The organism is Mesorhizobium sp. WSM4307, from assembly GCF_007003945.1.
Taxonomy (GTDB): domain Bacteria; phylum Pseudomonadota; class Alphaproteobacteria; order Rhizobiales; family Rhizobiaceae; genus Mesorhizobium.
In genome coordinates this window covers 440,257-464,143 of the sequence record NZ_VFTB01000001.1, presented here as the reverse complement: position 1 = coordinate 464,143, position 23,887 = coordinate 440,257, and the positions used below count along the sequence as shown (strand labels likewise).

Here is a 23,887-nt window from a genome sequence, read left to right as displayed (position 1 = left end):
CCTGCCGGGCATCTCCCCCACATGGGGGGAGATCGGATGTCGTCGCGGCTTTCGCCAATCTCCAACGTTGGAAGGTTGGCGGAACATCAACGCTGCTGATCCCCCCCCTCGTGGGGGAGATGTCCGGCAGGACAGAGGGGGGCGCAAAGGATCTCGGCCTTTCAAGAGGAGGGTGGCGTTGAGCGCCCTCGCCCAGCTCTTCGACCGCTCGTTCGCACCGTTGGAAGCCGCGGTGTCCACCAAGCGCATTCCCGGCGGCGTGCTCGGCATTGTCGACAGCAATGGCCATCGCATCGTCAGGGCAATCGGCTCGGCGCACCTCGTGCCCAAGCAGCGTCCAATGACCGTCGAAACCTGGTTCGACCTGGCATCGCTGACCAAGGTCATCTTCACCACGCCGCGCATCCTGGCGCTGGCGGAAACCGGCGTCATCGATCTCGACGCGCCGCTGACCTCCGTGCTGCCCGACCTTCGCCAGTACGATCAATCGGCGTGGGAGCGGAAGGTGACGTTTCGCCAGTGCCTCGGCCACCAGACCCCCTTCCCGGCTGTCGAACCGATCTACACTTACGGGCGCGATCCCGAATTGCTGCGTGCCTTCATCCTGCAGCGCGAATGGCGAGCCCGTGACCCCGTCTATTCCGACATCAATTTCATCCTGCTCGGCTTTGCGCTGGAGCGGGTGTCGGGCAAGACCATCCGCGACATGGATCCCGGCACCGGATTTGCCTGGTCCACGCAGCCGGATGCCGCCGCGGCGACCGAGGACTGCACCTGGCGCCATCGTGTGCTGTCCGGCGAGGTCCACGACGACAATTGCTCGGCGCTGCAAGGCGCCGGTCATGCCGGGCTGTTCGGCACGGCGGCTTCGGTGCTTGATTTCGCGCAAGGGCTGCTGTCCGGTGCTTCCAAGAATTCGACCGCGCTGATGCGCACGCCCTTGTCCGCCACCCGCACCCATGGCTGGGAGCGCTCCTATGACGGCTGGTCCGGCGGGGCCTTGTGCAGCCCGGGAACGATCGGCCACACCGGCTTTACCGGCACCGGCTTGTGGATCGATTTCGACAAGGGCAAGGCCTGGACCTTGCTCACCAACCGGATCCATCCGACACGTCATTTCGACAGCGGAATCGTTCAGCTTCGGCAAGCGGTCGGCGATCTGATGAATGGAGTTCAATGATGGGACCAATCTGGGCCGTCGGCCTGATGACCGGCACCGTGCTTGACGGCAATATCGACGTCGCGCTGATCAAGACCGATGGCGAGCGCATCGATGATTTCGGCACCTACCGGCTGATGCCTTATCCCCCATCGATCCGCTCGCTGCTGGAAGAGACGCTGACGGCGGCGCGGGCCTGGAATTTTGTCGGGCCGGAACCGGCGATCTTCCGCAAGGCCGAGGAAGCGCTGACGCGTGCCCAGTCGGCGGCGGTCAACGAATTGGTCGAGGGCTACGGCATGACGATGGCCGATATCGGCGTCGTCGGCTTTCACGGCCAGACGGTGCTGCATCGCGCACCGCAGGTCGGGCGGCTCGGCCAGACGCGGCAATTGGGTGACGGCGAGCTGATGCATTCCCTGTTGGGCACCAAGGTCGCCTACGATTTCCGCTCGGCCGACATGCGCGCCGGCGGGCAAGGCGCGCCACTGGCCGCCGCCTATCACACTGCTCTGATGCGCAGCGCCGGCGCCAGTGGCGAGGTGGCCGTGCTCAATCTCGGCGGGGTCGCCAACATCACCTGGTGGGACGGCGCCGACAATGTCGTCGCCTTCGACACCGGACCGGCCAATGCGCCGCTCAACGATTTCATCAAATCGAAGGGGCTCGGCGACATGGACCGCGACGGCGCGCTCGGCCGCGCGGGCAAGGTCGACGAGGCCCGGCTCGCCAAGCTGTTGCAGCATCCCTATCTGACCAAGCCCTATCCCAAATCGCTGGACCGTTTCGATTTCGGCGCAGCCATGGCCGACGGCCTCAATGCCGAGGATGGCGCGGCCCTGCTCACCGCCTTCACGGCCGGCGCCGTCGGCAAGGCACTCGACCTGTTGCCGAGCCGGCCCCGAAAATTGGTGGTCAGCGGCGGCGGGCGCCACAATCCGACGATGATGGCAATGCTCGCGAACCGCGCCGGCGTCGAGGTGGTGCAGGCGGAAAACCTCGGCTGGAGCGGCGACGCGGTGGAGGCAGAATGTTTTGCCTTCCTGGCGGTGCGCGTGCTGCGCGGCCTGCCGATCAGTTTTCCAAGCACCACCGGCGCGCCGCAGCCGATGCGCGGCGGAAAGCTTGCCGGCTAAACCAGCCTCTTCTGCAGGAAGATGCGGCTGCGACCGACCGGGAAATCGGCCAGCCTGCCGAAGAGCTGATAGCCCTGGCGCTGGTAGACCTTGGCGGCGTTTGGATTGAAGGTGTCGATCCAGGCGTTGTTGCAACCGCGCGCCACGGCTTCCTGCTCGGCCGCGTCCAGCATCCGGCCTGCCATGTGCTGGCCGCGCAGCCTTTCATCGACCCACAGCCACTGCACGTAGAGCCAGCCCCAGGCGGTGTAGCCCGAAATGCCCGCGACGACCGCGCCATCCTCGTCGCGCACGAACACAGCGAGCGCCTTTCTTTGGGAGGCGCCGACATCGCCGTCATTGAATGCCGTCAGACGCTCGCCGAGAAAGGCGAGGTCTTCCGGCAAGGGGTTTGCCGTTGTTTCGAGTGTCGTGTTCATGGGCTCTTTCCGCAAAGCTCGGCTGGATGGGATGAAGGGTTGCGGAGCACGAGGCTCTCGCGCAACTTCTATGTCTGCTCTCGAACGGGGGGCGGGTCGCCGCCATTGCGGAATTCGGATGCGGCAATGCCGTAGCGCTTGAGCTTGTCGTAAAAAGTCTTGCGTGGCACGCCGAGCGCGTCGATCGCGCCACGCACGTCGCCGCCGTGGTCGCGCAGTGCGTCACGGATGAGTTGCGCTTCGTAGTGGCCCACGCGCTCGGGCAGCGAGGCGGCAGGTTCCGTCGATTTCGGGGAAACCCCCTTCACCTCGTCGTCCGGGCCGAGGCCAAGTGCTACGCGATCGGCAAAATGGGCGAGCTCGCGCACATTGCCCGGCCAGGCATGCGACTGGAGATGATCGCTGACCGCGGCATTGACCTTGGCGACCGGCCGGCCGAACCGTTCAGCCGCCTTGCCGAGGAAATGACCGAACAGCATCGGGATGTCGCCGCGCCGCTCGCGCAGCGGCGGGATGCGCAGCGTCACCACGTTGAGGCGGAAATAGAGATCCTCGCGAAAATCGCCGCGCTGGTTGGGCCGGCCGAGATCGACCTTGGTTGCCGCGACGACCCTCAGATCGAGGCGCCGGACCTCGTTCGAGCCGAGCGGCGTGAGGCTGCGCGTCTCCAGCACCCGCAGCAGCTTGACCTGCAGGGCCGGCGGCATGGATTCGATCTCGTCGAGGAACAGCGTACCGCCGCTGGAATGCTCGACGCGGCCGATCCGCCGCCGCTGCGCGCCGGTGAAGGCGCCGGCCTCGTGGCCGAACAGTTCGCTTTCGATGACGGTTTCCGGCAAGGCGCCGCAATTCAGCGCCACAAAGGGTTTGGAACGCCGCCGGCCCCACCGGTGCAAGAGGTCGGCCACCACTTCCTTGCCGGTTCCGGTCTCGCCCTCCACCAGCACGTCGACATCCATGTCGGCGATCTGCCGCAAGGTCTCGCGCAGGCGCCGGATGGCCGGCGCCTCGCCGATCAGCGGCAGGCCGTCGGCAGCGAGCGCCGCGGCTTCGCGCAGCCGCCGGTTCTCCATCACCAGCCGCCGCTTCTCCGATGCCCGTCTCAGCGCCTCGACCAGGCGATCGCCGGCATAGGGCTTTGGGATGAAGTCGTAGACACCGTCCTTGAGGGCGGCCACGGCAAGATCGACATCGCCATGCCCGGTGACCAGGATCACCGGTATGTCAGGGTCGATCGCCTTGATGCGGTCGAACAGCTGCAGCCCATTCATGCCCGGCATGCGGATGTCGCTGACAACCACCCCGTCAAAGTCCCTGTCGACGACGGCAAGTGCGGGCTCGGCGGCCTCGCGCGCGACCACAGTGAAACCGGCGAGTTCGAGCAATTGCGTGGTGGCGTGCAGCAGATCGGCATCGTCCTCGACGAGCGCCACCAGCCCTGATCCCTCATTCATTCAATTCGCCTCAAATCGATGGTGAAGGACGCGCCGTTGGCGCTGTCGGGGTCGAGCCGCAGCGTGCCGCCCAATTCCTGGGCGATCTCCTGCGAGATCACCAGCCCGAGGCCGAGCCCCTTCTCCTTAGTGGTCTGGAACGGCATGAACAGATTGCCGGCTGCTTCCGGCCCGAGGCCGGGACCATTGTCGCGCACCGAAATCAGCACGCGATCGTCGCGCTCGGCGAGGTCAATCTCGATGCGGGGATCGGGCTGGTCCTTCATGGCGTCCAGCGCGTTCTGCAACAGGTTGACGAGGATCTGTTCCAGCCGGATGCGGCTTGCCATCACCACCGGCGAGGCGGTACCGCGCGGCTTGACGATGGTGACGCCGGAATCGCGGATGCGACCGGAAAGCAGCGACAGCGCGCCGTCGATCGCCTCGCGCACCGGCAACGGCGAAGCGGCGACACCTGGCCGGCGGGCAAAGGTGCGCAAGGTGCTGGTGATGGCGCCGATGCGCTCGGTCATCGAGACGATCGAGGTCAGATTACCGCTCGCCGGTTCGGTCTTGCCGTTGTCGAGAAAACGTCCGGCATTCTCGGCATAGGTGCGGATGGCGGCGACCGGCTGGTTGATCTCATGCGCCACGCCGGCGGCGATCTGGCCGAGGATGGAGAGCCGGTTGGCCTGGGCGAGATCGTCGCGCAGCCGGCGAACCTTGGCCTCGGCATTTTCGCGCTCGGCGATCTCGCCGGCGAGCGCGGTGTTGGAGCGTGTCAGCTCGGCGGTCCGTGTGCTGACCCGGCTTTCCAGCTCGGCATTCATGCGCGCCAGCGCCTCCTGCCGCAGCCGGCGTGTGCGGCGGCGCCTTGTGAATACGTAGGCAAGCAGGCCGGTCAGCAGCAACCCGAGCAGCGTCGTCAGCCGCGCCGTGTTGGCGGCCGACGAGAGAGCGGCATCCGCCGGCGTCAGCACCCAAAGGCGCCAGCCGGGAACCGCGCCGGGCAGGTCCTGCACCACCTCGACAAATTGACGTGGCTTGCCGGGGCCGTCGATGGTGGCAAGGCCGTCGCCGGCACCGCGCCGTATCGGCAGGGGTTCGAAGGCGGCATCGTCCAGTTGCAGTTGCTCGTGGGCAGCTGCGGCGTCTTCGGCAGAGAGCGGCGCCAGCGCGTGAAACCGCCACTCAGGCTGGCTGGTGGCCAGCACGACGCCGCGTTCGTCGGTGACGAAAACGAGGAACCCGCTGGAGCGCCAATTGGCTTCGACACCGTCGAGTTCGACCTTCAGCACCGCGACGCCCAGCGGCTTGCCATTGTCGTCGACGCGGCTGGCAAGGTAGAGGCCCGGCCGGCCGCTGATCGTGCCGAGGCCATATTGGCTGGCCGACCCCTTTGACATCGCCTCGTTGAAATAGTGGCGAAAATTATAGTCGATGCCGACGAAGCTCGTCGGCTCGCCGGCATTGCTGGCCGATATGGCGATGCCCGCCGTGTCGATGACATAGATGGCGGACGCGGAGGCATCGCCGGCGATCGCCTTGAGCTTTTCGTTGAGGGCCGCTTCCTGCATCTTTCCGGCCCGGCGCAGCGCCCCACGCACCGCATCGTCGCGAGCCAGCACCAGCGGCACCAGGCGTTGTTTCTCGATTTCGCCTGTCAGCGTTCCCGCCGCCAGCGGCAGGGCGGCGAGCGCGCCATCACGCAGGCCATTGGTCGCCTGGCCGGTGGCAATGCGTCCGGCAACGGCGATCGCGCCCGCCAGGATCGCGAGGGCGACGACGATAACAAGCCAGCGGCCATCGCGCAGCCGCGCCACCGCCTCGCGCAGCAATTCACGGCCGGGAAACCCTGCGGACCCGCTATCGGTGCCTGCGTGCGGCGTCTGCCCTCTCCCTTTTTTTCGCGGCCCCGTTTCTTCGCGGCTTGGCGGCCAGTGTAATGCGTAATTCCGCCCAGGCAAACGGTGCCTGTGCGGAAATCCGCACAGGCATTTGCCGCAAAGCACCGGACAACCGCAGAAATCCCGGGATTCACGGCTTCCCCCGATCTGGCACATCGCTTGCAAACTCCTTGCCAGCGGCGGGCGACCGGAACGCCGCGATGGGAGAAGTCACGCAGGGCGGGTTCCGTCCATCCGGCCAGGGAGAGTTCGATGCACATCGCAGACCAATCAGGCGCGGCTGCCGCGCAGCGCAAGCCTTTCTATGCCCAACTCTACGTGCAGGTGCTCGTCGCGATCACCGTCGGCATCCTGCTCGGTCACTTCTATCCGTCGATCGGCGAGAGCATGAAGCCGCTCGGCGACGCCTTCATCAAGCTGGTCAAGATGATCATTGCCCCGGTCATCTTCCTTACGGTGGCGACCGGCATTGCCGGCATGAGCGACCTGCAGAAGGTCGGGCGTGTCGCCGGCAAGGCGATGCTCTACTTCCTCACCTTCTCGACGCTGGCGCTTATCATCGGCCTTGTCGTCGCCAATGTCGTGCAGCCGGGCGCCGGCTTCAACATCGACCCGGCGACGCTCGATGCCTCGACCGTCAACACCTATGCCGCCAAGGCGCATGACCAGTCGGTCACCGGCTTCCTGATGAACATCATCCCCGGCACGATCGTCGGCGCCTTCGCCGACGGCGACATCTTGCAGGTGCTGTTCTTCTCGGTGCTGTTCGGTATCGCGCTGGCGCTGGTCGGCGACAAGGGCGCGCCGGTGCTCAACTTCCTGCAGGCGCTGATGGCGCCGATGTTCAAGCTGGTCAGCGTGCTGATGAAAGCCGCCCCCATCGGCGCGTTCGGCGCCATGGCCTTCACCATCGGCAAATACGGCATCGGTTCGGTCATCAACCTCGCCATGCTGGTCGGCACCTTCTACGCGACGTCTCTGCTGTTCGTGTTCGTCGTCTTGGGCGCGGTCTGCCGCTACAACGGCTTTTCCATCCTGTCGCTGCTGCGCTACATCAAGGAAGAGCTGCTTTTGGTGCTGGGCACCTCCTCGTCGGAAGCGGCCCTGCCCTCGCTGATGGAGAAGATGGAGAAGGCCGGCGCCAAGCGCTCGGTGGTCGGCCTGGTCATCCCGACCGGCTATTCCTTCAACCTCGACGGCACCAACATCTACATGACGCTGGCCGCACTGTTCATCGCGCAGGCGACGAACATCCATCTGTCGATGGGCGACCAGATCCTGCTGCTGCTGGTGGCGATGCTGTCCTCGAAAGGTGCCGCCGGCATCACCGGCGCCGGCTTCATCACCCTTGCCGCGACGCTTTCGGTGGTGCCTTCGGTGCCGGTCGCCGGCATGGCGCTGATCCTCGGCGTCGACCGCTTCATGTCGGAATGCCGGGCGCTGACCAACTTCATCGGCAATGCCGTCGCCACACTGGTCGTCGCGCGCTGGGAAGGCGAGCTCGACGAGGCCAAGCTCGCCAGGGCTTTGGCCGGCACGGCCGACGACAGCCTGCCGGCGGATATCGTTCCCGCCGAGTAATTCGCGCGGTCGTTTAGCAATACGAATGGCCGGAGGCAGCGATGCCTCCGGCCATTTTCATGTGGGTGACGATGTCACGCGGAACGGGTCTTGCCGAGCGGCGCCAGCGCTCTGCATCGGCAGCGAAGAGATGGCAGTGGGACGGATCGACCTGATTGATGCGCGCACCGTCGAGCATGAACTCAGCCGTTGAAGTCCCTCCTCGCTTCGGGAAACGTGCTTGGACCGACGGGCATGCGGGCTGCCAGGCTGCCATCGTCGAACAGGACAAGGCTGGCGGCGCCGACCAGCCCGGCGTGGCGGCCGAGCTGGGCCTGGACGACCGGCACATCACGGTAAGCGCGCATGGCGCGCTGCCGGATGGTCGCCTCGATGACCGGATGCATCAGGTCTAGCCCATTGGCGATGCCGCCGCCGACGACCAGCACGTCGGGCGAATAGAGGTGCAGCAAATTGGTGAAGCCGACGCCCAGCCAGCGTGCTTCTTCCTCGAGCAGGGCCAGAGCGAGGCCGTCCTGCAGCCGCGCCGCCTCGACCACGTGGCGGCCGGTGACCTCGGCATTGGCCGAGAGGCGGCGCAACGTCGAGCCGTCAAAGGCCGATGTCTCGGCGTTGGCGCGGCGGCCAAGTGCCGTGCCCGAGGCGATGGCCTCGAAGCAGCCGACGACGCCGCACACGCAGCGCTCGCCCTCGTTGGTGATGGTCATATGACCGATCTCCGCGGCCAGCCCACGGCGGCCATGCAAGATGCGCCCGTCGACAACGACACCGCCGCCAATGCCGGTGGAAACCGTGACGAAGACCAGCGAGCGGGCGCCATGACCGGCACCGAAGCGCCATTCGCCAAGTGCTGCCGCGTTGGCATCGTTTTCCAGCCGCACCGGCAGGCCGAGCCTACGCTCGAGGATGTCTGCCAGCGGCACATCCTGCCAGCCGGCCAGCGTCGGCGGTCCGACGGCGATGCCGGCCAGCGGGTCGAGCGGCCCCGGCGCACCGACGCCGACGCCGACAATGGCGAGGCCCGGCGCCTCGGCATGCACGGTCGCGGCCAGCGCCTCGATCTGGCCGATCACCACGTCGGGTCCGGCCTGTGCCTGCGTCGGCACGGCGGCGAAGGCCAGGATCTTGCCGTCACGGTCGACCAGCGCGGCACGAAGCTCGGTGCCGCCAAGATCGATCGCGAGCGCGGCTTCAGTGGTCATGCCGCAACCTTCAGCCCATGCAGCCAGCCGATGCGGCCGGCGAGATCCTTGTCGCCGAAGGCGAGCGAACCGAGAACCACAGTCTCCGCACCGGCGGCACGCAGCAAGGGCACGGTCTCGTGGCGGATGCCGCCGTCAGCGGCAAGCACCACTTCTGCCTCACGGCCGGCTCCTCGCAGGATGGCACGGGCAGCGCCCAGCCTGTCGCAGGCCTTGTCCGACAGGCTCTGGCCCTTCACGCCGATCGCGGTGCCGAGCAGCGTGACGAAGGCGGCCTCGGAGACGAAAGGCTTCACTGCCTCGACCGGCGTCTCAAGCCTCAACACGACGCCCGCTTCGGCGCCGAGGTCGCGCGCCAGCCGCACGGCGCGCAATCCCGCCTCGCCGTTTTCGGCATGGACGCTGATCATGTCGGCGCCGGCATCGATGAACTGGCGCGTCTGCGCCTCGACGATTGCGGCATCGACCATCAGATGGACATGGATGGGTTTGGCGGTCAGTCCGGCGATGCGGGCGACGAGATCGGGGAAGAACAGGAAGGAGGGCGCGAAATGGCCGTCCGCCACATCGATATGATGCAGATCGACATGGGGTTCGATGCGCCTGAGGTCGCTCTCGAAATTGGCGAGATTGGCCGACCAGAGCGAGAATTCGGCGATCAAGCGATCGCGCGGCAATGCGGCGATAGCGGCCGGGCCTGACAGGGGCTTGGAAGTCATGATTGGTCCTGATTGTTGAAATGTCTGTCGAGAAATCCGCCGATAGCGGCGCGGATTTCGGCGAAATGGCGATCCTTGTCGGCCGCTTTCGGCGTCACCTCGACGAAGGCGGCATTGGGGATGGTCTCAGCAAGCTCGCGGGCGGTCGCCAGGGGATGGACGAGATCGATGTCGCTGCCGATGACCAGCGAGGGAATCGCGAGGCGAGCGGCCGCCGCCTGCGTCACGCCAGGTCCATCATTGGCGATCGCCTGCATCACTTCGGCAAAGACGGTAGCGTTTTCGCGCGCGAAGAAGCCGAGCAGCGAGGCGAGATTGTCCGGTGCTTCCGCGCGGAAGCGGGCCGATGTCGCGGAGGACTCGAAGGCATCGCGGGCCTCCGCCAGCGGAAGCCGGCGAATGAGTTCCGCCACTTCCGTGTAGGGACGCATGTTTTGCGGCGCCGCGTCGAAGGCCCAGGCAGGACGCACCAGCACCAAGCCAAGCACGCGTTCCGGATGGCGGGCGGCAAGCCGCAGCGCGGTGGCCGCGCCCATCGAAATGCCGCCGGCAACGAAACGGTCGAGGCCGGCGGCGTCGGCGGCGGCCAGCACATCGTCGGCGAACATGGCGATCGAGAACGGACGCTTGCTGCCGGCGCTGGAGCCGCCCTGCGCGCGGCATTCCACGGTCAGCCGGCGGCATGATGGTTGGTCAGGAAAGTTCTGCGCCACCTGGTTGGCATCACCGCCGAGACCATGCTGAAAGACGACGGATAGCCTGCCCCGCCCCGTGTCGAAGACACGAAGCGCGGCATCGTCGCGTAGCATGATCGTCGGCGCGGCGCCCATCAGAGCAGAACCCGCAGGAAGGTCGCAACATCCAGCGCCTCGTTAGCCGACAATCCGTGCGTGACGAGCGCGCCGTCGAAACCCACAGCCTTCAGCCGCGCGACGAAATCCGGAAAATCGACGATGCCTTGCCCTGCCGTGGCGAAGCGGCCGTCACCATGCCGGTCCTTGGCATGCGCCATGGCGATGTGGCCGGCAGCCTCATCGATCGCGGCGGCGACGATGGCACGTGCCTCGTCCGGCGTGGCGTACTCGAACAGATTGGCCGGATCGATCACGATCTTCAGTCGCTTCGAGCGCATGTCGGCGATCAGACGTGTCGCGTCGCTGGCCGAGGTTACGATGTTGGCCTGTTCGGGCTCGATGCCGAGATCGACGCCGGCATCCTCGGCCAGCGCCAGCGCCTTGCCCATCTCGGCAGCCATGTCGAACCAGGCGGAAGGCGTGGCATTTTCGGGATGATAGGCCCATTGATCGGCGATATTGCGCGATCCGGTGCAAAGGGTGACCAGCGGGATGCCGAGGGATGCAGCCGTCTTGATGACGACGCCAAGACGGCGAAGACCATCATCGCGCACCGCCCTGTCGGGATGCGCCATGTTGTAGGTGCCCGAGAGGGCTGCAAGCGAAACGCCTGATGATTGCACTGCAGCGCGGATGGAAGCGCTGGCATCCGCCGGGACGGCATCCGGCATTGACGGCAGGCCGGCGCAAGCAAGATTGAACTGCGTCGTCTCATATCCGGTCTGCTTCACCGCAGCCAGCACGGCGGCGGGATCTGTTCCCGGGAAAGTCTTGGCGAAGATGCCGAGGCGCATCAGACCGCACCCGAAACCGAGGCGAGTTCGACCCGCTCGCCTGTCTCCACAGAACGGGCAATCGCGACCATGCCACGGATCGAGGCGATGCCGTCCTCGACATTGGCGCCGCGCATCGGCGTTCCGTTCAGCACCGTGTCGGCAAGACCTTCCAACTGGCGGCGGAAGAAGTGGCCGTCGGCGCCAAGCGGCTTGCGCGAGGTCGCATCCTTCTCATGAAAGATATCGACCTCGCTGGCGCGGAAGTACCAGGGGTTAAAGGTTTTGGCGATGACGGAACCGTTCTCGCCATAGAGCTGGAACCCTTCGTGCCAATCCATGCGCACGGCGACGGTGAGATCGAGATGACCGAGCGCGCCGCCGGCGAATTCGGTTTCGACGAACCAGCAATAGGCGCCGAAGCGTTCATTGAGGCGGGCGCGCACGGCGGTGATCTCGCCGCACAGGAAGCGGGCCGTGTCGACGAGATGCGAGCCATGCGCCAGCATGAAATATTGCCGCAGGTCCGCCTTCGGATTGCCCGAAGGTTTCCTGGCCAGCTTGCTGGTGACCGGCAGCGGCTGCACGGCATCGGTGTTGGTGTAGCGATGGGTGGAATCGCAATACCAAGCCTTCAGCGCCAGCACCTCGCCCATCTCGTCACGGACGAAGTCGCGCGCGGCCTCCAGCGCCGGATCGAAGCGCTTCATGTGCCCGACCTGCAGCACCTTGCCCGAACGCCTCACCGCCGCCGCCAGCGCCTCGCCCTCCTCGACCGAAGTGCCGATCGGCTTTTCACACAGCACGTGCTTTCCGGCGTCGAGCGCCTTGATCGACATGGGCACGTGATAGGCGTCCGAAGTGGCGACGATCACCGCCTCCAGCTCGGGATCGGCGAGCATGGCGTCATAGTCGGCATACATTTTTTGCGGCTCGTAGGTGGCGCCCATGCGCGCGAGCAGGTCGGGGGCCGCGTCGCAGATGGCGTAGAGATCGGCATTGCCGGCTTTCACGCAGGATTCCAGATGCGCGAACTGCGCGATCGGGCCGCAGCCGAGCACACCGACCCTAAGGCGTCTGTCTTGTTTCTTGATCATCGTCTCGTTTCTTCAGGCGCCATAGCTGCGCATCGTCTGGCGGTTGGTCTTGACCGCCCCGGCGGGATCGGCGGCGGCCGTTTCGGATTCCTCTTCGAGCACCAGCCAGCCGTTGAAACGCGGGGCGGCGCCGGCGATCTCGATAACCGCCGGCGTGTCGCAGACCCCCTTGCCCAGCATCGCCCAAGTGCCGTTGGCGTCGACGTCCTTCAAATGGATGTAGCGGATGCGATCGCGATAGGTGCGCAGCGTATCGGCCATGTCCTTGTGGCCGCGCAAGATATGACCGGTATCCGGCACCCAGCCGACCAGATCGCGGTCCAGCAAGGCAAAGATCCTGTCGTAGTCGGCGCGGTCGAACAGCAGCGTGTTGTGGTGCGAACTCGGATGCACCGCCACCTGGACACCGGCCTTGCGGCCAAGCTCGCCAGCCTTGTTGTAGACCTCCGCCGCGATGGCGAACTTGTCGCCGCGCGGCCCGTCGGACACCACGGTTGCCGACCCCATCGACACCAGCGCGCCGGGAAAGGTGGAAGCGAAGTCGATCCAGCGCTGCGCCGCCTCGAGGTCGGCGCCGATCTCCTCCTTGAGCGTGAAACCGCTCCTCGAGCCGAAGGCGAAGGAAACGAGCGTCAGGCCGGAGGATTTCAGCGCGGCGGCGAACTCCGATGGCCGGTCGGCGTAGCGGCCGATCATGGTGTCGGTGATCTCGATGCCGGAGTAACCGCCGTCGGCAATCGCCTTCAGGAGATCGTCGGGGCCACCGACAAAACGGTCGCCGAGCATTTCCCATGTAAAGGTCTGGCAGCCGACTTTGAGGTCTTTCACGTTCATCCTTTCAATCCTTGATACTGCTCATTACTTGATGCCACGCTGCGTCGCCGTGGGAAGGACATCCTATTTGACCGAGCCCGCGGTCATGCCGGCGAGGAAGTACCTCTGGGCAACGAGGTAGATCAGCAAGAGCGGTAGCGAGCCGAGCACGCTCATCGCCATCATCTGGTTCCATTCGAAGGCGTGCTGGCCCATCAACAGCTGGATGCCGATCGGGACGGTGCGCATGGACGTTGACTTCGTCAGCGTCAGCGCAAACAGAAATTCGTTCCAGCACAACAGGAAGGTGTAGACCGACGTCGCCACGATACCAGGCAGTGAAATCGGGACAATCACCCGCCAAAGCGCTGTCCAACTGGTGCCGCCATCGACAGCCACGGCTTCATCTAGATCGCGAGGCAAGGTGTTCAGATATCCCGTCATCAGCAGGATCGCGTATGGCAGTGTAAACACCAGGTAAGTCAGGATCAGTGCGACGTAGGTATCGAAAATACCGTATGAGACGACAAGCCCGAAGAAGGGGATCAAAAGTGTGATCGGCGGAATGGTCTGCGTGCTGATGATGAGCGTGTTCAGGCTGCCCTTGCCGCGGAAGTTGAAGCGGCTGAAGCCGTAGGCCGCCAGCAAGGCGATCACCACCGTCAGAACGGTCACCGCTCCCGCCACGAAATAGCTGTTGAAGAAGAAGCGCAGCTTTACCGGGTCGCCGAGGATGGCTGCATAGGCTTCCAGCGTGAATGCCTTTGGCAGGATGGTCGGTGGCAGGGCAAAGATTTCGGTGTTCGATTTGAACGAACTGTTCAGCATCCAGTAGATCGGGAATGCCGCGAAAAAGAGCCCCGCTGCAAGCGCTACATGGAGCGCGGCGGTGATCAGCCTGTCTTTCGGCGTATGCCTTTTCCTCATGGGACTACCGAGCCTTTTGATAGCGAATATAGAACAGCGTCAGGCCGAGAGAGATCAACAAGATGACCACAGCGCTCGCCGAAGCCTGCGACAGGTTGTAGCTCGAAAACGCCAGCTTGTACGTGTAGGTGCTGAGGACCTCGGTCGAGTAGATCGGGCCGCCGCCCGTCGTTATCCAGATCAACGGGAAGACCTGCATGGTCCAGATGAAGTCGAGCAGCGAGATGCTGATGATGATCGGCATCAGCTGCGGGATGGTGATGAAGATCAGCTTCTGGTAGGCCTTCGCCCCGTCGATATCGGCGGCCTCGTAGAAATCCTTGGGAATGCCCTGCAAACCCGCGAGCAGGCTGACCATGAAGAGCGGATAGCCCGCCCAGATATTGGCGAAGGTGACGGCGTGCAGCGCGGTCTCAGGCGAGGAAAACCATTCGACCTTGGAACCGATGACGCCGATTTGCATGAGAATGCTGTTCACGACACCGTTCGGCTCAAGCAGAAGGCGCCAGATCACGGCGATAATCACCGCGGTGAACAGCCAGGGCAGTATGTAGAGCACGCGCAGAATATTGCGCAGTGTCGGATTGATGCGGTCGTTGTTCAGCATCAGCGCGAAGACCATGCCGATGGTCATGTGGAAAATGACACTCATGCATGTGAAGTAGAGCGTGTGCCACAGCGACGCCCAGAACACGGGGTCGTCGAAGATCGCCTGGTAATGTTTCAGTCCGGCAAAGGATGGGTCGCGACGCAGAACCGCGCTGTTCTGGAACGAATAGGCAATCACCGTCACCATCGGCAGCAGCATCAGAAGCCCGATTATGAGCAGCGAGGGCGACAGATAGAGGTAGGGTGCGACCGCTCGTTTCAGCTTGTGGTGGGAGCGCTTTTGCCGGGTCATGTGCCAACCTTGGGGATACGCCTTCAAGAGAAGGTAAGCTTCGGAAACAGGTCCATCTAAAATTGCCGATCCGGTATTGCCGGGTGGCCCGAAGTCAGGCCACCCGGTAGAGACAGCAGACGGGAACGGGCCGATCAGAATTTCGCCGTCCAGCCCTTCTGAGCGGCGGCAGCGGCTTGTTCCGGAGACTGCTCGCCGGCGAGCATCTTCTGGGCTTGCACGTCGAACTGGGTCATCAGGTCTTCAGCGACCGGCAGACCCGTGAACTCATTGGCGAGATAGCCGGTCTTGAAGATTTCAAAAGCCTTGCCGAAAGCCTTGTCCGAGGTCACGAAATCGGGCTTGGCGTTGACGTTGCCTGGGAAGGCGTTTGCAAGCGACACGAGCTTGGCGTTCACCTTTTCACTCATCAGATATTGGACGAGTTTCCAGGCCTCTTCCTGATGTTTCGAAACAGCAGAGATGCCGATGCCCCAGGAGGCATAGGGAAGGCCGCGCTTGCCGGTATAGTTTTCCACGACCGGGACCGGGATGAGGTCGAAGTTCAGCTTGGGATTGCGCTTGCGGATGAGGTTCACATGCGCGAGCGAGTCGATCATCATTCCGACGCGGTCGTTGACGAATTCCTCGACCTTTTCCTGCTCGGTCTTGGTGGCGATGCCGGGCGAGATGGTGCCGGCGTCGTTGAGTGATTTGACGAAGGTGAGCATATCCACCACCGGTTTGCCCTCAAGGGCTGGCTTGCCGTTCGCCATCATCGACTGACCCGAAGCCCAAACCCATGACATCATGTCGTTCTGGACGCCGGATGGCGTTTGCAGCGACAGGGGCAGCACCCAGCCATACTGGTTCTTGTCGGCGTGCGTCATCTTCTTGGCGGCTTCGAGAAACTCGGCACGGGTCGACGGCAGCTTGGTCACGCCCGCCTGGGCGGCGAGGTCCAAATTCACGAAGACCGGATAGACGAAGGAAGCCACGGGAAACATCACCGCCTTGCCGTCCACCTTGATGATGTCCGCGACCTGGCTCTTGTCGAAACCGCTCGCATCCATCATCGGGTTCATGTCGGCGAGTGCGTTCTGCGCATTCAGATTGTTCACCCAGGCACCGTCGAGACCGACGACGTCGCTGAGCGTTCCAGTTGCAGCACCAACCGAGATCTGGTCTCGCGTGGTCGCGTAGGGGCCGCTGACCAGCGTCACCTTGATTCCGGGGTTTGCTGCCTCGAAGTCATCCATGATTGCCCTGAGCGAGCCAGCCGGCAATTCGGGCTCCCACCATTGGGTGAATTCCAGCGTCGTGTCCGCCGCCATGGCGCCGGTTGCGCCAAGCAACCATGCGGCCGCGGCTATTTTCAGCATCGCGGGTTTTATACGAAACATCATTTTCTCCTCCTTCTTTAGGATCGACCGCACAATGCGGCCGATCGTCTGGTTATTCAGAAGTCTTCTTATGCAGGCGCCTCACCCTCGCCCGCGGGTCTCGTCGCGGATATTCAGATCGCCAGATGCGTCTCGGGATCGAAGAAATGCAGCTTGGCGTCATCCAGGGCCAACCGGATCTCCGAGCCGGAGCGGACTGTGCTGACCGGTTCGAATTTCGCCACCGCATTCGACGCCAGGCCGAAATCCTGCACCGCGTCAGGGTCGCCGGAGTCCACCCGGACCGCGTCGATGTTGAGATGGACGATGTGTTCGGATCCGAGTTCTTCGATCGAGGTCACCCTTGCCGGTATCGTCTGATACTTGCGGCCGGATTCGAGGCTGCTGTCATAGAGATCCTCCGGTCGTATCCCGAACACGACCTTGCGCCCCGCATACGACTTCAAACCCGGCCTGCGCACGAAGGCCGCATCCTGCAGCCGAATGGCAAAGGCCCCGGACATCAGTTCGCCGCCCGTCAGGGTCGCTTCGAAAAGGTTCATCGAGGGAGAGCCGATGAAGCCGGCAACGAAGGCGTTCACCGGTAATTCGTAGAGCCTCTTGGGCGTGTCGACCTGCTGCAGCACACCGCCCTTCAGCACGGCGACCCTGTCCCCCATCGTCATCGCTTCGGTCTGGTCGTGGGTCACGTATATGGTCGTGACGCCGAGCTGCTTTTGCAGGCTGGTGATTTCGGCGCGCATTTGCACGCGCAGCTTCGCGTCCAGATTGGAAAGGGGCTCGTCCATCAGAAAGGCGGCCGGCTCGCGAACCATGGCGCGGCCCATGGCAACCCTTTGACGCTGTCCGCCGGAAAGGTTGGCGGGTTTGCTGTCCAGCAAAGACGTCAGCTGAAGGGTCTTGGCGATCTCGTCCACGCGCTTCTTGCGTTCGGCCTTGGGCTTGCCTGCCAGCCGCATCGAAAAGGCGATGTTTTCGAACACGGTCATATGCGGGTAGAGCGCGTAGCTCTGGAAGACCATCGCGATGTCGCGGTCCTTGGGCGGCATGTCGACGACGTCGGTACCGCCGATCCGAAGGCTGCCGCTGGTGATGTCCTCCAATCCCGCGATCATTCGCAACGCGGTGGATTTGCCGCAGCCGGACGGCCCGACGAGAATCAGGAACTCGCCGTCCTCGACCGACAGGTTCAATTGGTCGATTGCGCGAAAATTGTTCCCGTAGGTTTTGCAAATATTCTCAAGAATGACTTCTGCCATCTTCCTCCCTCCACAAGTCTAAGCCGTTGATTTTGTTATTCTCCTTGGCCTATTTTCACCTGTGAAAATGTTTCCTCGGATAGTTTCAGGCTATGTTCCGGTATCGAGTTCCGCATACTTCAGTTCGACTGCCGACGGCGCGTTCGCCGACGCCAGCAGGTCCGTGACCCGGTCATTCGTCGGAAGCGCCTCGCGCCCGCCACGCCCCGTTATCGAAAGGGCCGCCGCCGCGGCAGCGAATGCCACCCGGCCTGCGGTGTCGGCCCCGCGCGTCAATGCATGGGCATAGGCGCCGTGAAAGCAGTCACCGGCGCCGGTCGAGTCGACGACGGCAACCCGGTGCGGCGGCAGGTGCCAGAGCCGTGTCTCTTCACGCCCGCGATAGTACACGCCCCTGCCGCCATCGGTCAGAACAACGGCGGCCCGCGACGGCAACCATAATGCATCGAGCATCTCGGCGGGCGATCGGCACCCCGTGGCAGTCCGCGCAAAACCGAGCGGAAGAATGAGATGGTCGCAGAGCGCGATCAGCCGATCCGTGGCTGGGCCGCTGCTCCATTCGATATCGCCGAGGATCGCAAGGCCGAGATCGCGAGCCCGGGCCACGACATCCAGTGACCGGATCGCATAACCATCGACGATCAGGACGGTCGCGCGGCTGAGGACTTCATCCGGAAAGTCCAGCGCGGTGCCCAGCATCGCTTCATCGTCATACGCGATGAACCGCTCCCCATCCGAGCCGACGGTGATCCGCGAGCGCACCGGGCGCGCATCCGGGTGGCGCGGCGCGAATGCCGTTTCAACGCCGCTCGCAACGAGATCGCACAGCACGGCGTCGTCCGCGGCACTGCCCAGCCATCCGACGAACCCGGCGGCTCCGCCGAGCCGCGCGACGGTGGCAAGGGCCGTCGCGACATTTCCCCCGAAAGCTCGGGCACTTTGCAGAACCTTCCCCTTGCCCGCCGACAACGGCTGATCGACATAGACGATGTCGTCGATCGCAATAGCACCGAAGCCGAGGATTGAGGGAACGGTGGGCATCGCTCAGGCCGCCCCCGCTCTCGCCAAGGCGTCTTGCGCCGAAAGGCCGTCATGGATGACGCCCCGAAAGGCAAGCGCTGCCTTCTGAGGATCGCCATGCCCCCAGAGATTGCGGCCCACCACGGCCCCGCGCGCGCCGGCACGGATGGCGTCCGCCGTCTGCTGAAGCGCGCCGAGCAGCGTATCGGTCTTCGGCCCACCCGCGATCACAACCGGCACCGGGCAGGTTCGCACGGTCTCTTGGAACGACTCGAAATCGCCCGTGTAGCCGATCTTGATCACGTCGACGCCGGACTCGTAGCCGATGCGCGCCGCATAGGCGATCTCGTCGGGGGTGAAGACGATCTTTGCCCCGTCGGTGAAATCGCGAGGATAAATATGCGCCACCACCGGCATACCATAGCGGGCCGCCGCATTCACCGAATCGGTCAGCCAGCGAATGTATTTGCCCTCGGTCGCGCCGCGCACCGGAATGGCCACGGCCAACGCATCGGCGCCAGCGCGCACCGCATCCTCGGGCGTTGCAATCAGTTCACTGATGCGATCGTCTGGGGTGAAGCAGCCGGCCTGGATCACCAAGGAAGCCTTGCCCGCATATTGCGGCCACAGATGGCGCGCGGTGCCAGGCTGGATGCTGACGTAGTCGGGTTTGCCCACCATGACGCGTGCAAGCGCGCCCGGCAGATCGGCAAGGCCGCCTTTGCGCACGTCGCCATAGCCGACAAAGTGGTCGACCGCGCCGCCAAAAAGATTCCCCGATGGATGTGAGAAGAGGCGCGCCAGGCGCACCTTGGTTCCGAGGCTCATGAGTCCAAAACTCTCCAATCGATTGATTTCAAAATCCCAGACCCAGTGTTTGCGAAAGAAAGGACAAATGCAATCTTTCGAAATCTTTCGAATTCGCGTATTTTTGGTAGAGTGAACCGAGGCCAGGGCGATCGCATGGCGCATGGAGGCAAGGACAAGGCAATGTTGTCAGAGCAGAGACGCCAATCGATCCTGGGTGAAGTGCAACGCAGCGGACAGGTTCGCATCAAGGACCTGTCAGACGGTTTTGGCGTGTCGGAAGTCACGGTGCGCTCCGACCTCGAGATACTGGACCGCAAGGGACTGCTGACCAAGACCCGTGGAGGAGCGGTGACCCGGACCACGGATTCGACCACGGCCGCGTTCGCCCGGCGGATGCAAACGAACCTCGATGCAAAGAAACGCATCGCCCGGGCAGCGGTGGAACTGTTCGAGGACAACCAATCGGTCATCTTCGACGGCGGCTCGACACTGATGCAGGTTGCCATGCTGTTACCGCCGCTCAGCAATGTCGTTGTCGCGGCCACGGCGATGAATATCGTGCAGCATCTGATGCATCGGCCCGGGCTCGACGTTCACATGATCGGTGGCCGGGTCTATCCAGACACGGTGAGCACGCTGATCACCGATGCCGACACGGCTCTCGGCGGCTTGGTAGCGCATCAGGTCTTTGTTGGAGCGCATGCGATTGACTCGTCACTGGATGTGGTCGACGTGAACGAAGACATGGCGCGAACGAAGCGAAACCTCGTGCGCATGGCCCGGCGCGTTGTCCTCCTTGCGGATTCGAGCAAATGGGGTGTCAGCGGGACCTCCAAGGTATTTTCGCTGTCGAGCGTCGATGTTGTGATCACCGACGATGGCCTGTCCGGCCCGATACGCAGCCAGCTTGATAGGACCGGGGCCAAGGTGATCTATGCCTGACCGCGTCGCGGTCCCTGGCCGCGACGGAAATATCCAATGCGCTCATGGCCAACGGGATTCGCATCGGCGCCCGGCCGTTTTTTCCGGTCTGTCATTTTCTCCTCCTCGGGCTGGCAGCCTCCCGACGTTGCGCCAGCATTTTCGCATGATCTATAAAAATTTTACGCGCGTCAAGATTTAAAATGTTGTATAGCGCTCTTCCACCACGATCCGTTGCCGGTGCAGCGGATCCGGGAGAGCATGAGCCTAGTGAGAGGACCGACCAGAAATGCAGGCAAGATCAAAGGCGAAGCTGGGAATTGGCGTCATCGGATGCGGCAACATCTCGATGACCTACCTGCGCAATGCCGCCCTCTTCGGTGGAATCGAACTCAGCGCCTGCGCCGATATCTCCGCCGACATGGCGGCGTTGCGGGCCAAGGAATATGGCATCCGGGCGCTCGGTGTCGATGCGCTACTGGCCGACCCCGAGATCGATCTGGTCCTGAACCTGACCATTCCCGCCGCGCATTTCGACATTTCGTTTTCAGCCCTTTCGGCGGGAAAACACGTCTTCACCGAAAAGCCGCTGGCGACGTCGGCCAGCGATGGGCGCCGTCTGGTGGCGGAGGCGGCCAAGCGCGGCGTGCTGCTCGGCTCGGCGCCCGACACCTTCCTCGGCGCCGCCGGACGCCGCGCGCGCCGCCTGATGGATGAGGGCGCCATCGGCCGCCCGGTCACCGGCACCGCCTTCATGATGGGGCGCGGCATGGAGCACTGGCACCCCAATCCGCAGTTCTACTATCAGCGGGGCGGCGGCCCGGTGTTCGACATGGGTCCCTATTACCTGACCATGCTGGTCAATCTGCTCGGCCCGGTCGCGCGCGTCATGGCTTTGGCGACACGCGGCCAGGAGGAACGCCTGATCACGGCCGAAGGGCCGTTCAAGAACACGACATTCAAGGTCGGGACGCCGACCAACGTGCTGTCCCTGCTCGAATTCCGCTCGGGCGCCACCGTTACCTTCGGCGCCTCATGGGACGTCTTCAAGCATTCCAACCATCCGATCGAATTGCACGGCACGGAAGGCTCGCTGCGCCTGCCCGATCCCGACACGTTCGGCGGCACCGTCTCGCTGTCCGAACGTGGCGCGCAGTGGAAGGATTTCGCCAGCGAAAGCGAGTTCTACGGCGCCCGCAACTGGCCCTACGCGGCGCCTGATCGTGCCAATTACCGCATGCTCGGCGTCGCCGATCTGGTGCGTTCGCTGAAGACAGGCGCCGCACCCCGTGCGTCCGGCAATCTGGCGCTGCATGTGCTGGAGATCATGGAGGCCGTTCTGCACTCCGGCGAAACGAAAAGTTCCGTCGCCATCACCGGCGATGTCGTCCAGCCGGCGCTGTTGACCGAGGAGGAGGCAAGCAGCCTCCTCGCTTAGAACGGTTCGCCTTTTCGCGGAAACGGCGAACCGCCCTATCTCTTGTATTCACGCAATTCCCAAGGAAAAACCGCCGTACACTTTTCCTGGAATTGCTTTCGATGGAGATGGCGATGACGCTTGACCCTGATGCTTTGCACGTCCTTGAAATGGGCCGTGCGGCCGGCGGCGAGCCTTTCGAAGACGGTAGCGTGGCGGCGGCTCGGGCCGCCTATAACGCTTCGTTCCCGACACAGCAGGGCGAACACGAGCCAGTGGCGGCGACCTTGCGGCAAGAGATCGATGGGCCGAACGGCCCGGTCACGATCCGCATCCATCGCGGCATCGGCGCGCCGCGCACCGGGGCGCGCGCCGTGCTCTATCTGCATGGCGGCGGCTGGGTCATAGGCAACCTCTCCTCGCATGACGAGATTTGCCGATGGCTGGCCAATCTGGGCAACGCCGTCGTGGTCTACCCCGATTACCGACTGGCGCCGGAGCATAAATTTCCCGCCGGGCTCGAGGATTGCACGGCAGCGCTCCGCTTCATGGCGCAGAATGCCGGCGCGCTCGGCATCGACCCGGCCCGTATCGCCGTTGCCGGTGACAGCGCCGGCGGCAACCTTGCCGCCGTTCTGGCGTTGCTTGCCCGCGACGGGCTGGCGCCGCCGCTTGCCGCGCAGGTCCTGATCTATCCCAACACCGATGCCCGCCAGACGGCGGACAGCTATCGGCGTTTCGGCGACGGCTTCGGGCTCACCGCCGCTACCATGGCCTGGTTCCGCGACCACTATTTGCGGAGGCCGGACGACATCACGGACTGGCGCGTCTCGCCGCTGCTGGCATCAAGCCTTGCCGGCGTGGCACCTGCATTCGTCGTGATCGCCGGCCACGACATTCTTGCCGACGAAGGCACGGCCTATGCCGAGCGTCTCCGGATCGAAGGCGTGCCTCTGATCCTGCGGCCCTGGCTCGGTCAGATCCACGGCTTCGTCTCGATGGGTCGCCATATACTGGCCGCGCGGCAGGCGGTGAGCGAGGCGGCCGCCTGGCTGCAATTGCAGACGCGTGTTCAGGCAGACTGACGCATCACCAGCGTCGCACCGAGCTTGACGTTGCGTGCCGGACCCTGGCCGGGTGAATCGGCCTCATCCAGCAAGGCCAGCAGGATCTCGACGCTGCGGCCGGCCATGGCGGCGAAATCCTGCGCCATGGTGGTCAGCGCCGGACAGGTGTAACGGCTCAGCGGATGATCGTCATGGGCGGCGACACGGAAATCGCAATCGGCCCGGCGGCCAATCTTCAGCCCGCGCGAGAAGGCCGCCGCCATGACGCCGAAAGCGAGGCGGTCATTGGCGCACAGCAGCGTGCGCGCCGGCAGGCCGCCTGTCTCGAGCGTCCTGTCCATCCATTCATGGCCGATGCGCTCAAAATCCCAGCTGTAATCGCCCGCCGCCTTAAGCACGACGGGTTCCAGGCCGGCGGCCCGCATCGTGTCGATATAGCTTTGCAGGCGCTCGCCGGAATTGTGGTTGACGTGCGGAATGTCGACATAGGCCGGCGGTTCGCCGGAGCGGCAGAGATAGTCGACAATGGTCGACGTGCTCTGGTGGTTGTCGTTGCCGACGAAAGGCGTGTCGCCCTCGATATAGGTGTCGAAATAGACGATCGGAATGTCCTTGCTCATCCGCTCGAAGACGCCGGGTTCGGAGACCAACCCCAGCGGAGCGACGATGGCGCCGGCGACCTTCAGCGACATCAGCGTGCTGACCGATTCAGCCTCGAGCTTCGGCGAACCGTGCGAGGAGATGACGATCGGCCAGAAACCTTCGTCGCGGCAGCGCAACTCGATGCGGCTGACCATTTCGGCATAGAACGGATCGGTGAGCGCCGGCACGACGATGCCGACATTGCGGGTGCGCTTGCGGTTGAGATTGCGCGCGAAAACGTTCGGCTGATAGTCCGAGGATCGCAGCGCCGCCTCGATGCGCGCCCGCGTCGCCGGCTTAACGCTAGCCGGATCGTCGAAATACTTCGACAGGGTCGGCCGCGACACGCCTGACGCCCTGGCGAAATCATCCATCGTGCGGTGGGTCTTCTCCGCCATCGATTTTTCCACCCCCTTGCCCGCGCCCGCCAACCTTCCCGGTCGGGCCA

The 23,887-nt window shown here is 64.1% G+C and carries 23 protein-coding genes; 6 read left to right on the top strand and 17 right to left on the bottom strand.

Annotated features, from left to right (window positions below):
• The first annotated feature begins 178 nt into the window (after positions 1–178).
• Positions 179–1,180, top strand: coding sequence for a serine hydrolase (locus FJV83_RS02100; RefSeq protein WP_142884927.1), 1,002 nt, complete (start codon positions 179–181; stop codon positions 1,178–1,180).
• Positions 1,180–2,295, top strand: a complete 1,116-nt coding sequence (locus FJV83_RS02095) for an anhydro-N-acetylmuramic acid kinase (RefSeq protein ID WP_142885063.1) — start codon at positions 1,180–1,182, stop codon at positions 2,293–2,295. Before FJV83_RS02100 ends, FJV83_RS02095 begins: the two co-directional genes overlap by 1 nt.
• On the opposite strand, the gene FJV83_RS02090 is transcribed toward FJV83_RS02095, so the two are convergent.
• From FJV83_RS02090 to FJV83_RS02080, 3 genes are all read right to left on the bottom strand, one after another.
• Positions 2,292–2,714 carry a GNAT family N-acetyltransferase gene (locus FJV83_RS02090; RefSeq protein WP_142884926.1) on the bottom strand — a complete coding sequence of 141 codons (423 nt, stop codon included), beginning with the start codon at positions 2,712–2,714 and terminating at the stop codon, positions 2,292–2,294. The genes FJV83_RS02095 and FJV83_RS02090 overlap by 4 nt on opposite strands.
• Positions 2,715–2,782: 68 nt before the next feature.
• On the bottom strand, positions 2,783–4,168 hold the full coding sequence (locus tag FJV83_RS02085; RefSeq protein WP_142884925.1) for a sigma-54 dependent transcriptional regulator: 1,386 nt from the start codon (positions 4,166–4,168) through the stop codon (positions 2,783–2,785).
• Positions 4,165–5,985, bottom strand: coding sequence for a sensor histidine kinase (locus FJV83_RS02080; protein WP_142884924.1), 1,821 nt, complete (start codon positions 5,983–5,985; stop codon positions 4,165–4,167). Before FJV83_RS02080 ends, FJV83_RS02085 begins: the two co-directional genes overlap by 4 nt.
• Positions 5,986–6,306: 321 nt before the next feature.
• On the opposite strand from FJV83_RS02080, the gene FJV83_RS02075 reads away from it, so the two are divergent.
• Positions 6,307–7,635: a dicarboxylate/amino acid:cation symporter gene (locus tag FJV83_RS02075; protein WP_095791209.1), complete on the top strand. Its 1,329-nt coding sequence runs from the start codon at positions 6,307–6,309 to the stop codon at positions 7,633–7,635.
• A 13-nt stretch (positions 7,636–7,648) separates the two neighbouring features.
• Here the strand turns inward: FJV83_RS02075 and FJV83_RS36290 are convergent, their stop codons facing one another.
• The 13 genes from FJV83_RS36290 to FJV83_RS02015 all read right to left on the bottom strand — a co-directional run bounded on the left by FJV83_RS36290 (position 7,649) and on the right by FJV83_RS02015 (position 19,410).
• Entirely contained in the window at positions 7,649–7,813 is a 165-nt protein-coding gene (locus tag FJV83_RS36290) for a hypothetical protein (protein WP_179295779.1), read from the bottom strand.
• A 4-nt stretch (positions 7,814–7,817) separates the two neighbouring features.
• Entirely contained in the window at positions 7,818–8,837 is a 1,020-nt protein-coding gene (locus FJV83_RS02070) for an ROK family protein (protein ID WP_095771198.1), read from the bottom strand.
• Positions 8,834–9,556, bottom strand: coding sequence for a ribulose-phosphate 3-epimerase (locus FJV83_RS02065; protein ID WP_142884923.1), 723 nt, complete (start codon positions 9,554–9,556; stop codon positions 8,834–8,836). The genes FJV83_RS02070 and FJV83_RS02065 overlap by 4 nt, the downstream gene beginning before the upstream one ends.
• Complete coding sequence (locus FJV83_RS02060) at positions 9,553–10,386, bottom strand: alpha/beta hydrolase (protein ID WP_142884922.1); 834 nt, start codon at positions 10,384–10,386, stop codon at positions 9,553–9,555. The genes FJV83_RS02065 and FJV83_RS02060 overlap by 4 nt, the downstream gene beginning before the upstream one ends.
• Positions 10,386–11,204, bottom strand: a complete 819-nt coding sequence (locus FJV83_RS02055) for a sugar phosphate isomerase/epimerase (RefSeq protein ID WP_142884921.1) — start codon at positions 11,202–11,204, stop codon at positions 10,386–10,388. Before FJV83_RS02055 ends, FJV83_RS02060 begins: the two co-directional genes overlap by 1 nt.
• Positions 11,204–12,280, bottom strand: a complete 1,077-nt coding sequence (locus FJV83_RS02050) for a Gfo/Idh/MocA family oxidoreductase (protein ID WP_142884920.1) — start codon at positions 12,278–12,280, stop codon at positions 11,204–11,206. Before FJV83_RS02050 ends, FJV83_RS02055 begins: the two co-directional genes overlap by 1 nt.
• Before the next feature lie 12 nt (positions 12,281–12,292).
• On the bottom strand, positions 12,293–13,114 hold the full coding sequence (locus FJV83_RS02045; RefSeq protein ID WP_095771203.1) for a sugar phosphate isomerase/epimerase: 822 nt from the start codon (positions 13,112–13,114) through the stop codon (positions 12,293–12,295).
• A 63-nt stretch (positions 13,115–13,177) separates the two neighbouring features.
• On the bottom strand, positions 13,178–14,020 hold the full coding sequence (locus FJV83_RS02040) for a carbohydrate ABC transporter permease (protein WP_095771204.1): 843 nt from the start codon (positions 14,018–14,020) through the stop codon (positions 13,178–13,180).
• Positions 14,021–14,024: 4 nt separating this feature from the next.
• The gene (locus FJV83_RS02035; RefSeq protein ID WP_142884919.1) at positions 14,025–14,921 is read right to left on the bottom strand and encodes a sugar ABC transporter permease; all 897 of its coding nucleotides are present in this window, start codon (positions 14,919–14,921) and stop codon (positions 14,025–14,027) included.
• Positions 14,922–15,055: 134 nt separating this feature from the next.
• Positions 15,056–16,306, bottom strand: coding sequence for a sugar ABC transporter substrate-binding protein (locus tag FJV83_RS02030; protein ID WP_142875293.1), 1,251 nt, complete (start codon positions 16,304–16,306; stop codon positions 15,056–15,058).
• A gap of 110 nt (positions 16,307–16,416) precedes the next feature.
• Positions 16,417–17,562 (bottom strand): ABC transporter ATP-binding protein, encoded by a 1,146-nt coding sequence (locus FJV83_RS02025; protein WP_142884918.1) that lies wholly within the window; start codon positions 17,560–17,562, stop codon positions 16,417–16,419.
• 90 nt (positions 17,563–17,652) lie between these two features.
• Positions 17,653–18,603, bottom strand: coding sequence for a PfkB family carbohydrate kinase (locus tag FJV83_RS02020; protein WP_095791200.1), 951 nt, complete (start codon positions 18,601–18,603; stop codon positions 17,653–17,655).
• Between the two features lie 3 nt (positions 18,604–18,606).
• On the bottom strand, positions 18,607–19,410 hold the full coding sequence (locus FJV83_RS02015) for a class I fructose-bisphosphate aldolase (protein WP_095786737.1): 804 nt from the start codon (positions 19,408–19,410) through the stop codon (positions 18,607–18,609).
• Between the two features lie 162 nt (positions 19,411–19,572).
• Here FJV83_RS02015 and FJV83_RS02010 point away from each other — a divergent pair, with 162 nt between their 5' ends.
• The 3 genes from FJV83_RS02010 (at position 19,573) to FJV83_RS02000 (ending at position 22,815) form a co-directional block, all read left to right on the top strand.
• Entirely contained in the window at positions 19,573–20,334 is a 762-nt protein-coding gene (locus FJV83_RS02010) for a DeoR/GlpR family DNA-binding transcription regulator (RefSeq protein ID WP_142885062.1), read from the top strand.
• A 268-nt stretch (positions 20,335–20,602) separates the two neighbouring features.
• Positions 20,603–21,751 carry a Gfo/Idh/MocA family oxidoreductase gene (locus FJV83_RS02005; RefSeq protein ID WP_142884917.1) on the top strand — a complete coding sequence of 383 codons (1,149 nt, stop codon included), beginning with the start codon at positions 20,603–20,605 and terminating at the stop codon, positions 21,749–21,751.
• Between the two features lie 113 nt (positions 21,752–21,864).
• On the top strand, positions 21,865–22,815 hold the full coding sequence (locus tag FJV83_RS02000) for an alpha/beta hydrolase (RefSeq protein WP_142884916.1): 951 nt from the start codon (positions 21,865–21,867) through the stop codon (positions 22,813–22,815).
• On the opposite strand, the gene FJV83_RS01995 is transcribed toward FJV83_RS02000, so the two are convergent.
• Complete coding sequence (locus FJV83_RS01995; protein WP_142884915.1) at positions 22,803–23,837, bottom strand: LacI family DNA-binding transcriptional regulator; 1,035 nt, start codon at positions 23,835–23,837, stop codon at positions 22,803–22,805. The genes FJV83_RS02000 and FJV83_RS01995 overlap by 13 nt on opposite strands.
• Between the last annotated feature and the right edge of the window lie 50 nt (positions 23,838–23,887).

Excerpts from the sequence above, each read along its gene's own strand:
- FJV83_RS02095 (WP_142885063.1), top strand. The coding sequence starts at position 1,180 with ATGGGACCAATCTGGGCCGTCGGCCTGATGACCGGCACCGTGCTTGAC.
- FJV83_RS02090 (WP_142884926.1), bottom strand. The coding sequence starts at position 2,714 with ATGAACACGACACTCGAAACAACGGCAAACCCCTTGCCGGAAGACCTC.
- FJV83_RS02085 (WP_142884925.1), bottom strand. The coding sequence starts at position 4,168 with ATGAATGAGGGATCAGGGCTGGTGGCGCTCGTCGAGGACGATGCCGAT.
- FJV83_RS02075 (WP_095791209.1), top strand. The coding sequence starts at position 6,307 with ATGCACATCGCAGACCAATCAGGCGCGGCTGCCGCGCAGCGCAAGCCT.
- FJV83_RS36290 (WP_179295779.1), bottom strand. The coding sequence starts at position 7,813 with ATGCTCGACGGTGCGCGCATCAATCAGGTCGATCCGTCCCACTGCCAT.
- FJV83_RS02070 (WP_095771198.1), bottom strand. The coding sequence starts at position 8,837 with ATGACCACTGAAGCCGCGCTCGCGATCGATCTTGGCGGCACCGAGCTT.
- FJV83_RS02065 (WP_142884923.1), bottom strand. The coding sequence starts at position 9,556 with ATGACTTCCAAGCCCCTGTCAGGCCCGGCCGCTATCGCCGCATTGCCG.
- FJV83_RS02060 (WP_142884922.1), bottom strand. The coding sequence starts at position 10,386 with ATGGGCGCCGCGCCGACGATCATGCTACGCGACGATGCCGCGCTTCGT.
- FJV83_RS02055 (WP_142884921.1), bottom strand. The coding sequence starts at position 11,204 with ATGCGCCTCGGCATCTTCGCCAAGACTTTCCCGGGAACAGATCCCGCC.
- FJV83_RS02050 (WP_142884920.1), bottom strand. The coding sequence starts at position 12,280 with ATGATCAAGAAACAAGACAGACGCCTTAGGGTCGGTGTGCTCGGCTGC.
- FJV83_RS02045 (WP_095771203.1), bottom strand. The coding sequence starts at position 13,114 with ATGAACGTGAAAGACCTCAAAGTCGGCTGCCAGACCTTTACATGGGAA.
- FJV83_RS02040 (WP_095771204.1), bottom strand. The coding sequence starts at position 14,020 with ATGAGGAAAAGGCATACGCCGAAAGACAGGCTGATCACCGCCGCGCTC.
- FJV83_RS02035 (WP_142884919.1), bottom strand. The coding sequence starts at position 14,921 with ATGACCCGGCAAAAGCGCTCCCACCACAAGCTGAAACGAGCGGTCGCA.
- FJV83_RS02030 (WP_142875293.1), bottom strand. The coding sequence starts at position 16,306 with ATGATGTTTCGTATAAAACCCGCGATGCTGAAAATAGCCGCGGCCGCA.
- FJV83_RS02025 (WP_142884918.1), bottom strand. The coding sequence starts at position 17,562 with ATGGCAGAAGTCATTCTTGAGAATATTTGCAAAACCTACGGGAACAAT.
- FJV83_RS02020 (WP_095791200.1), bottom strand. The coding sequence starts at position 18,603 with ATGCCCACCGTTCCCTCAATCCTCGGCTTCGGTGCTATTGCGATCGAC.
- FJV83_RS02015 (WP_095786737.1), bottom strand. The coding sequence starts at position 19,410 with ATGAGCCTCGGAACCAAGGTGCGCCTGGCGCGCCTCTTCTCACATCCA.
- FJV83_RS02010 (WP_142885062.1), top strand. The coding sequence starts at position 19,573 with ATGTTGTCAGAGCAGAGACGCCAATCGATCCTGGGTGAAGTGCAACGC.
- FJV83_RS02005 (WP_142884917.1), top strand. The coding sequence starts at position 20,603 with ATGCAGGCAAGATCAAAGGCGAAGCTGGGAATTGGCGTCATCGGATGC.
- FJV83_RS02000 (WP_142884916.1), top strand. The coding sequence starts at position 21,865 with ATGACGCTTGACCCTGATGCTTTGCACGTCCTTGAAATGGGCCGTGCG.
- FJV83_RS01995 (WP_142884915.1), bottom strand. The coding sequence starts at position 23,837 with ATGGCGGAGAAGACCCACCGCACGATGGATGATTTCGCCAGGGCGTCA.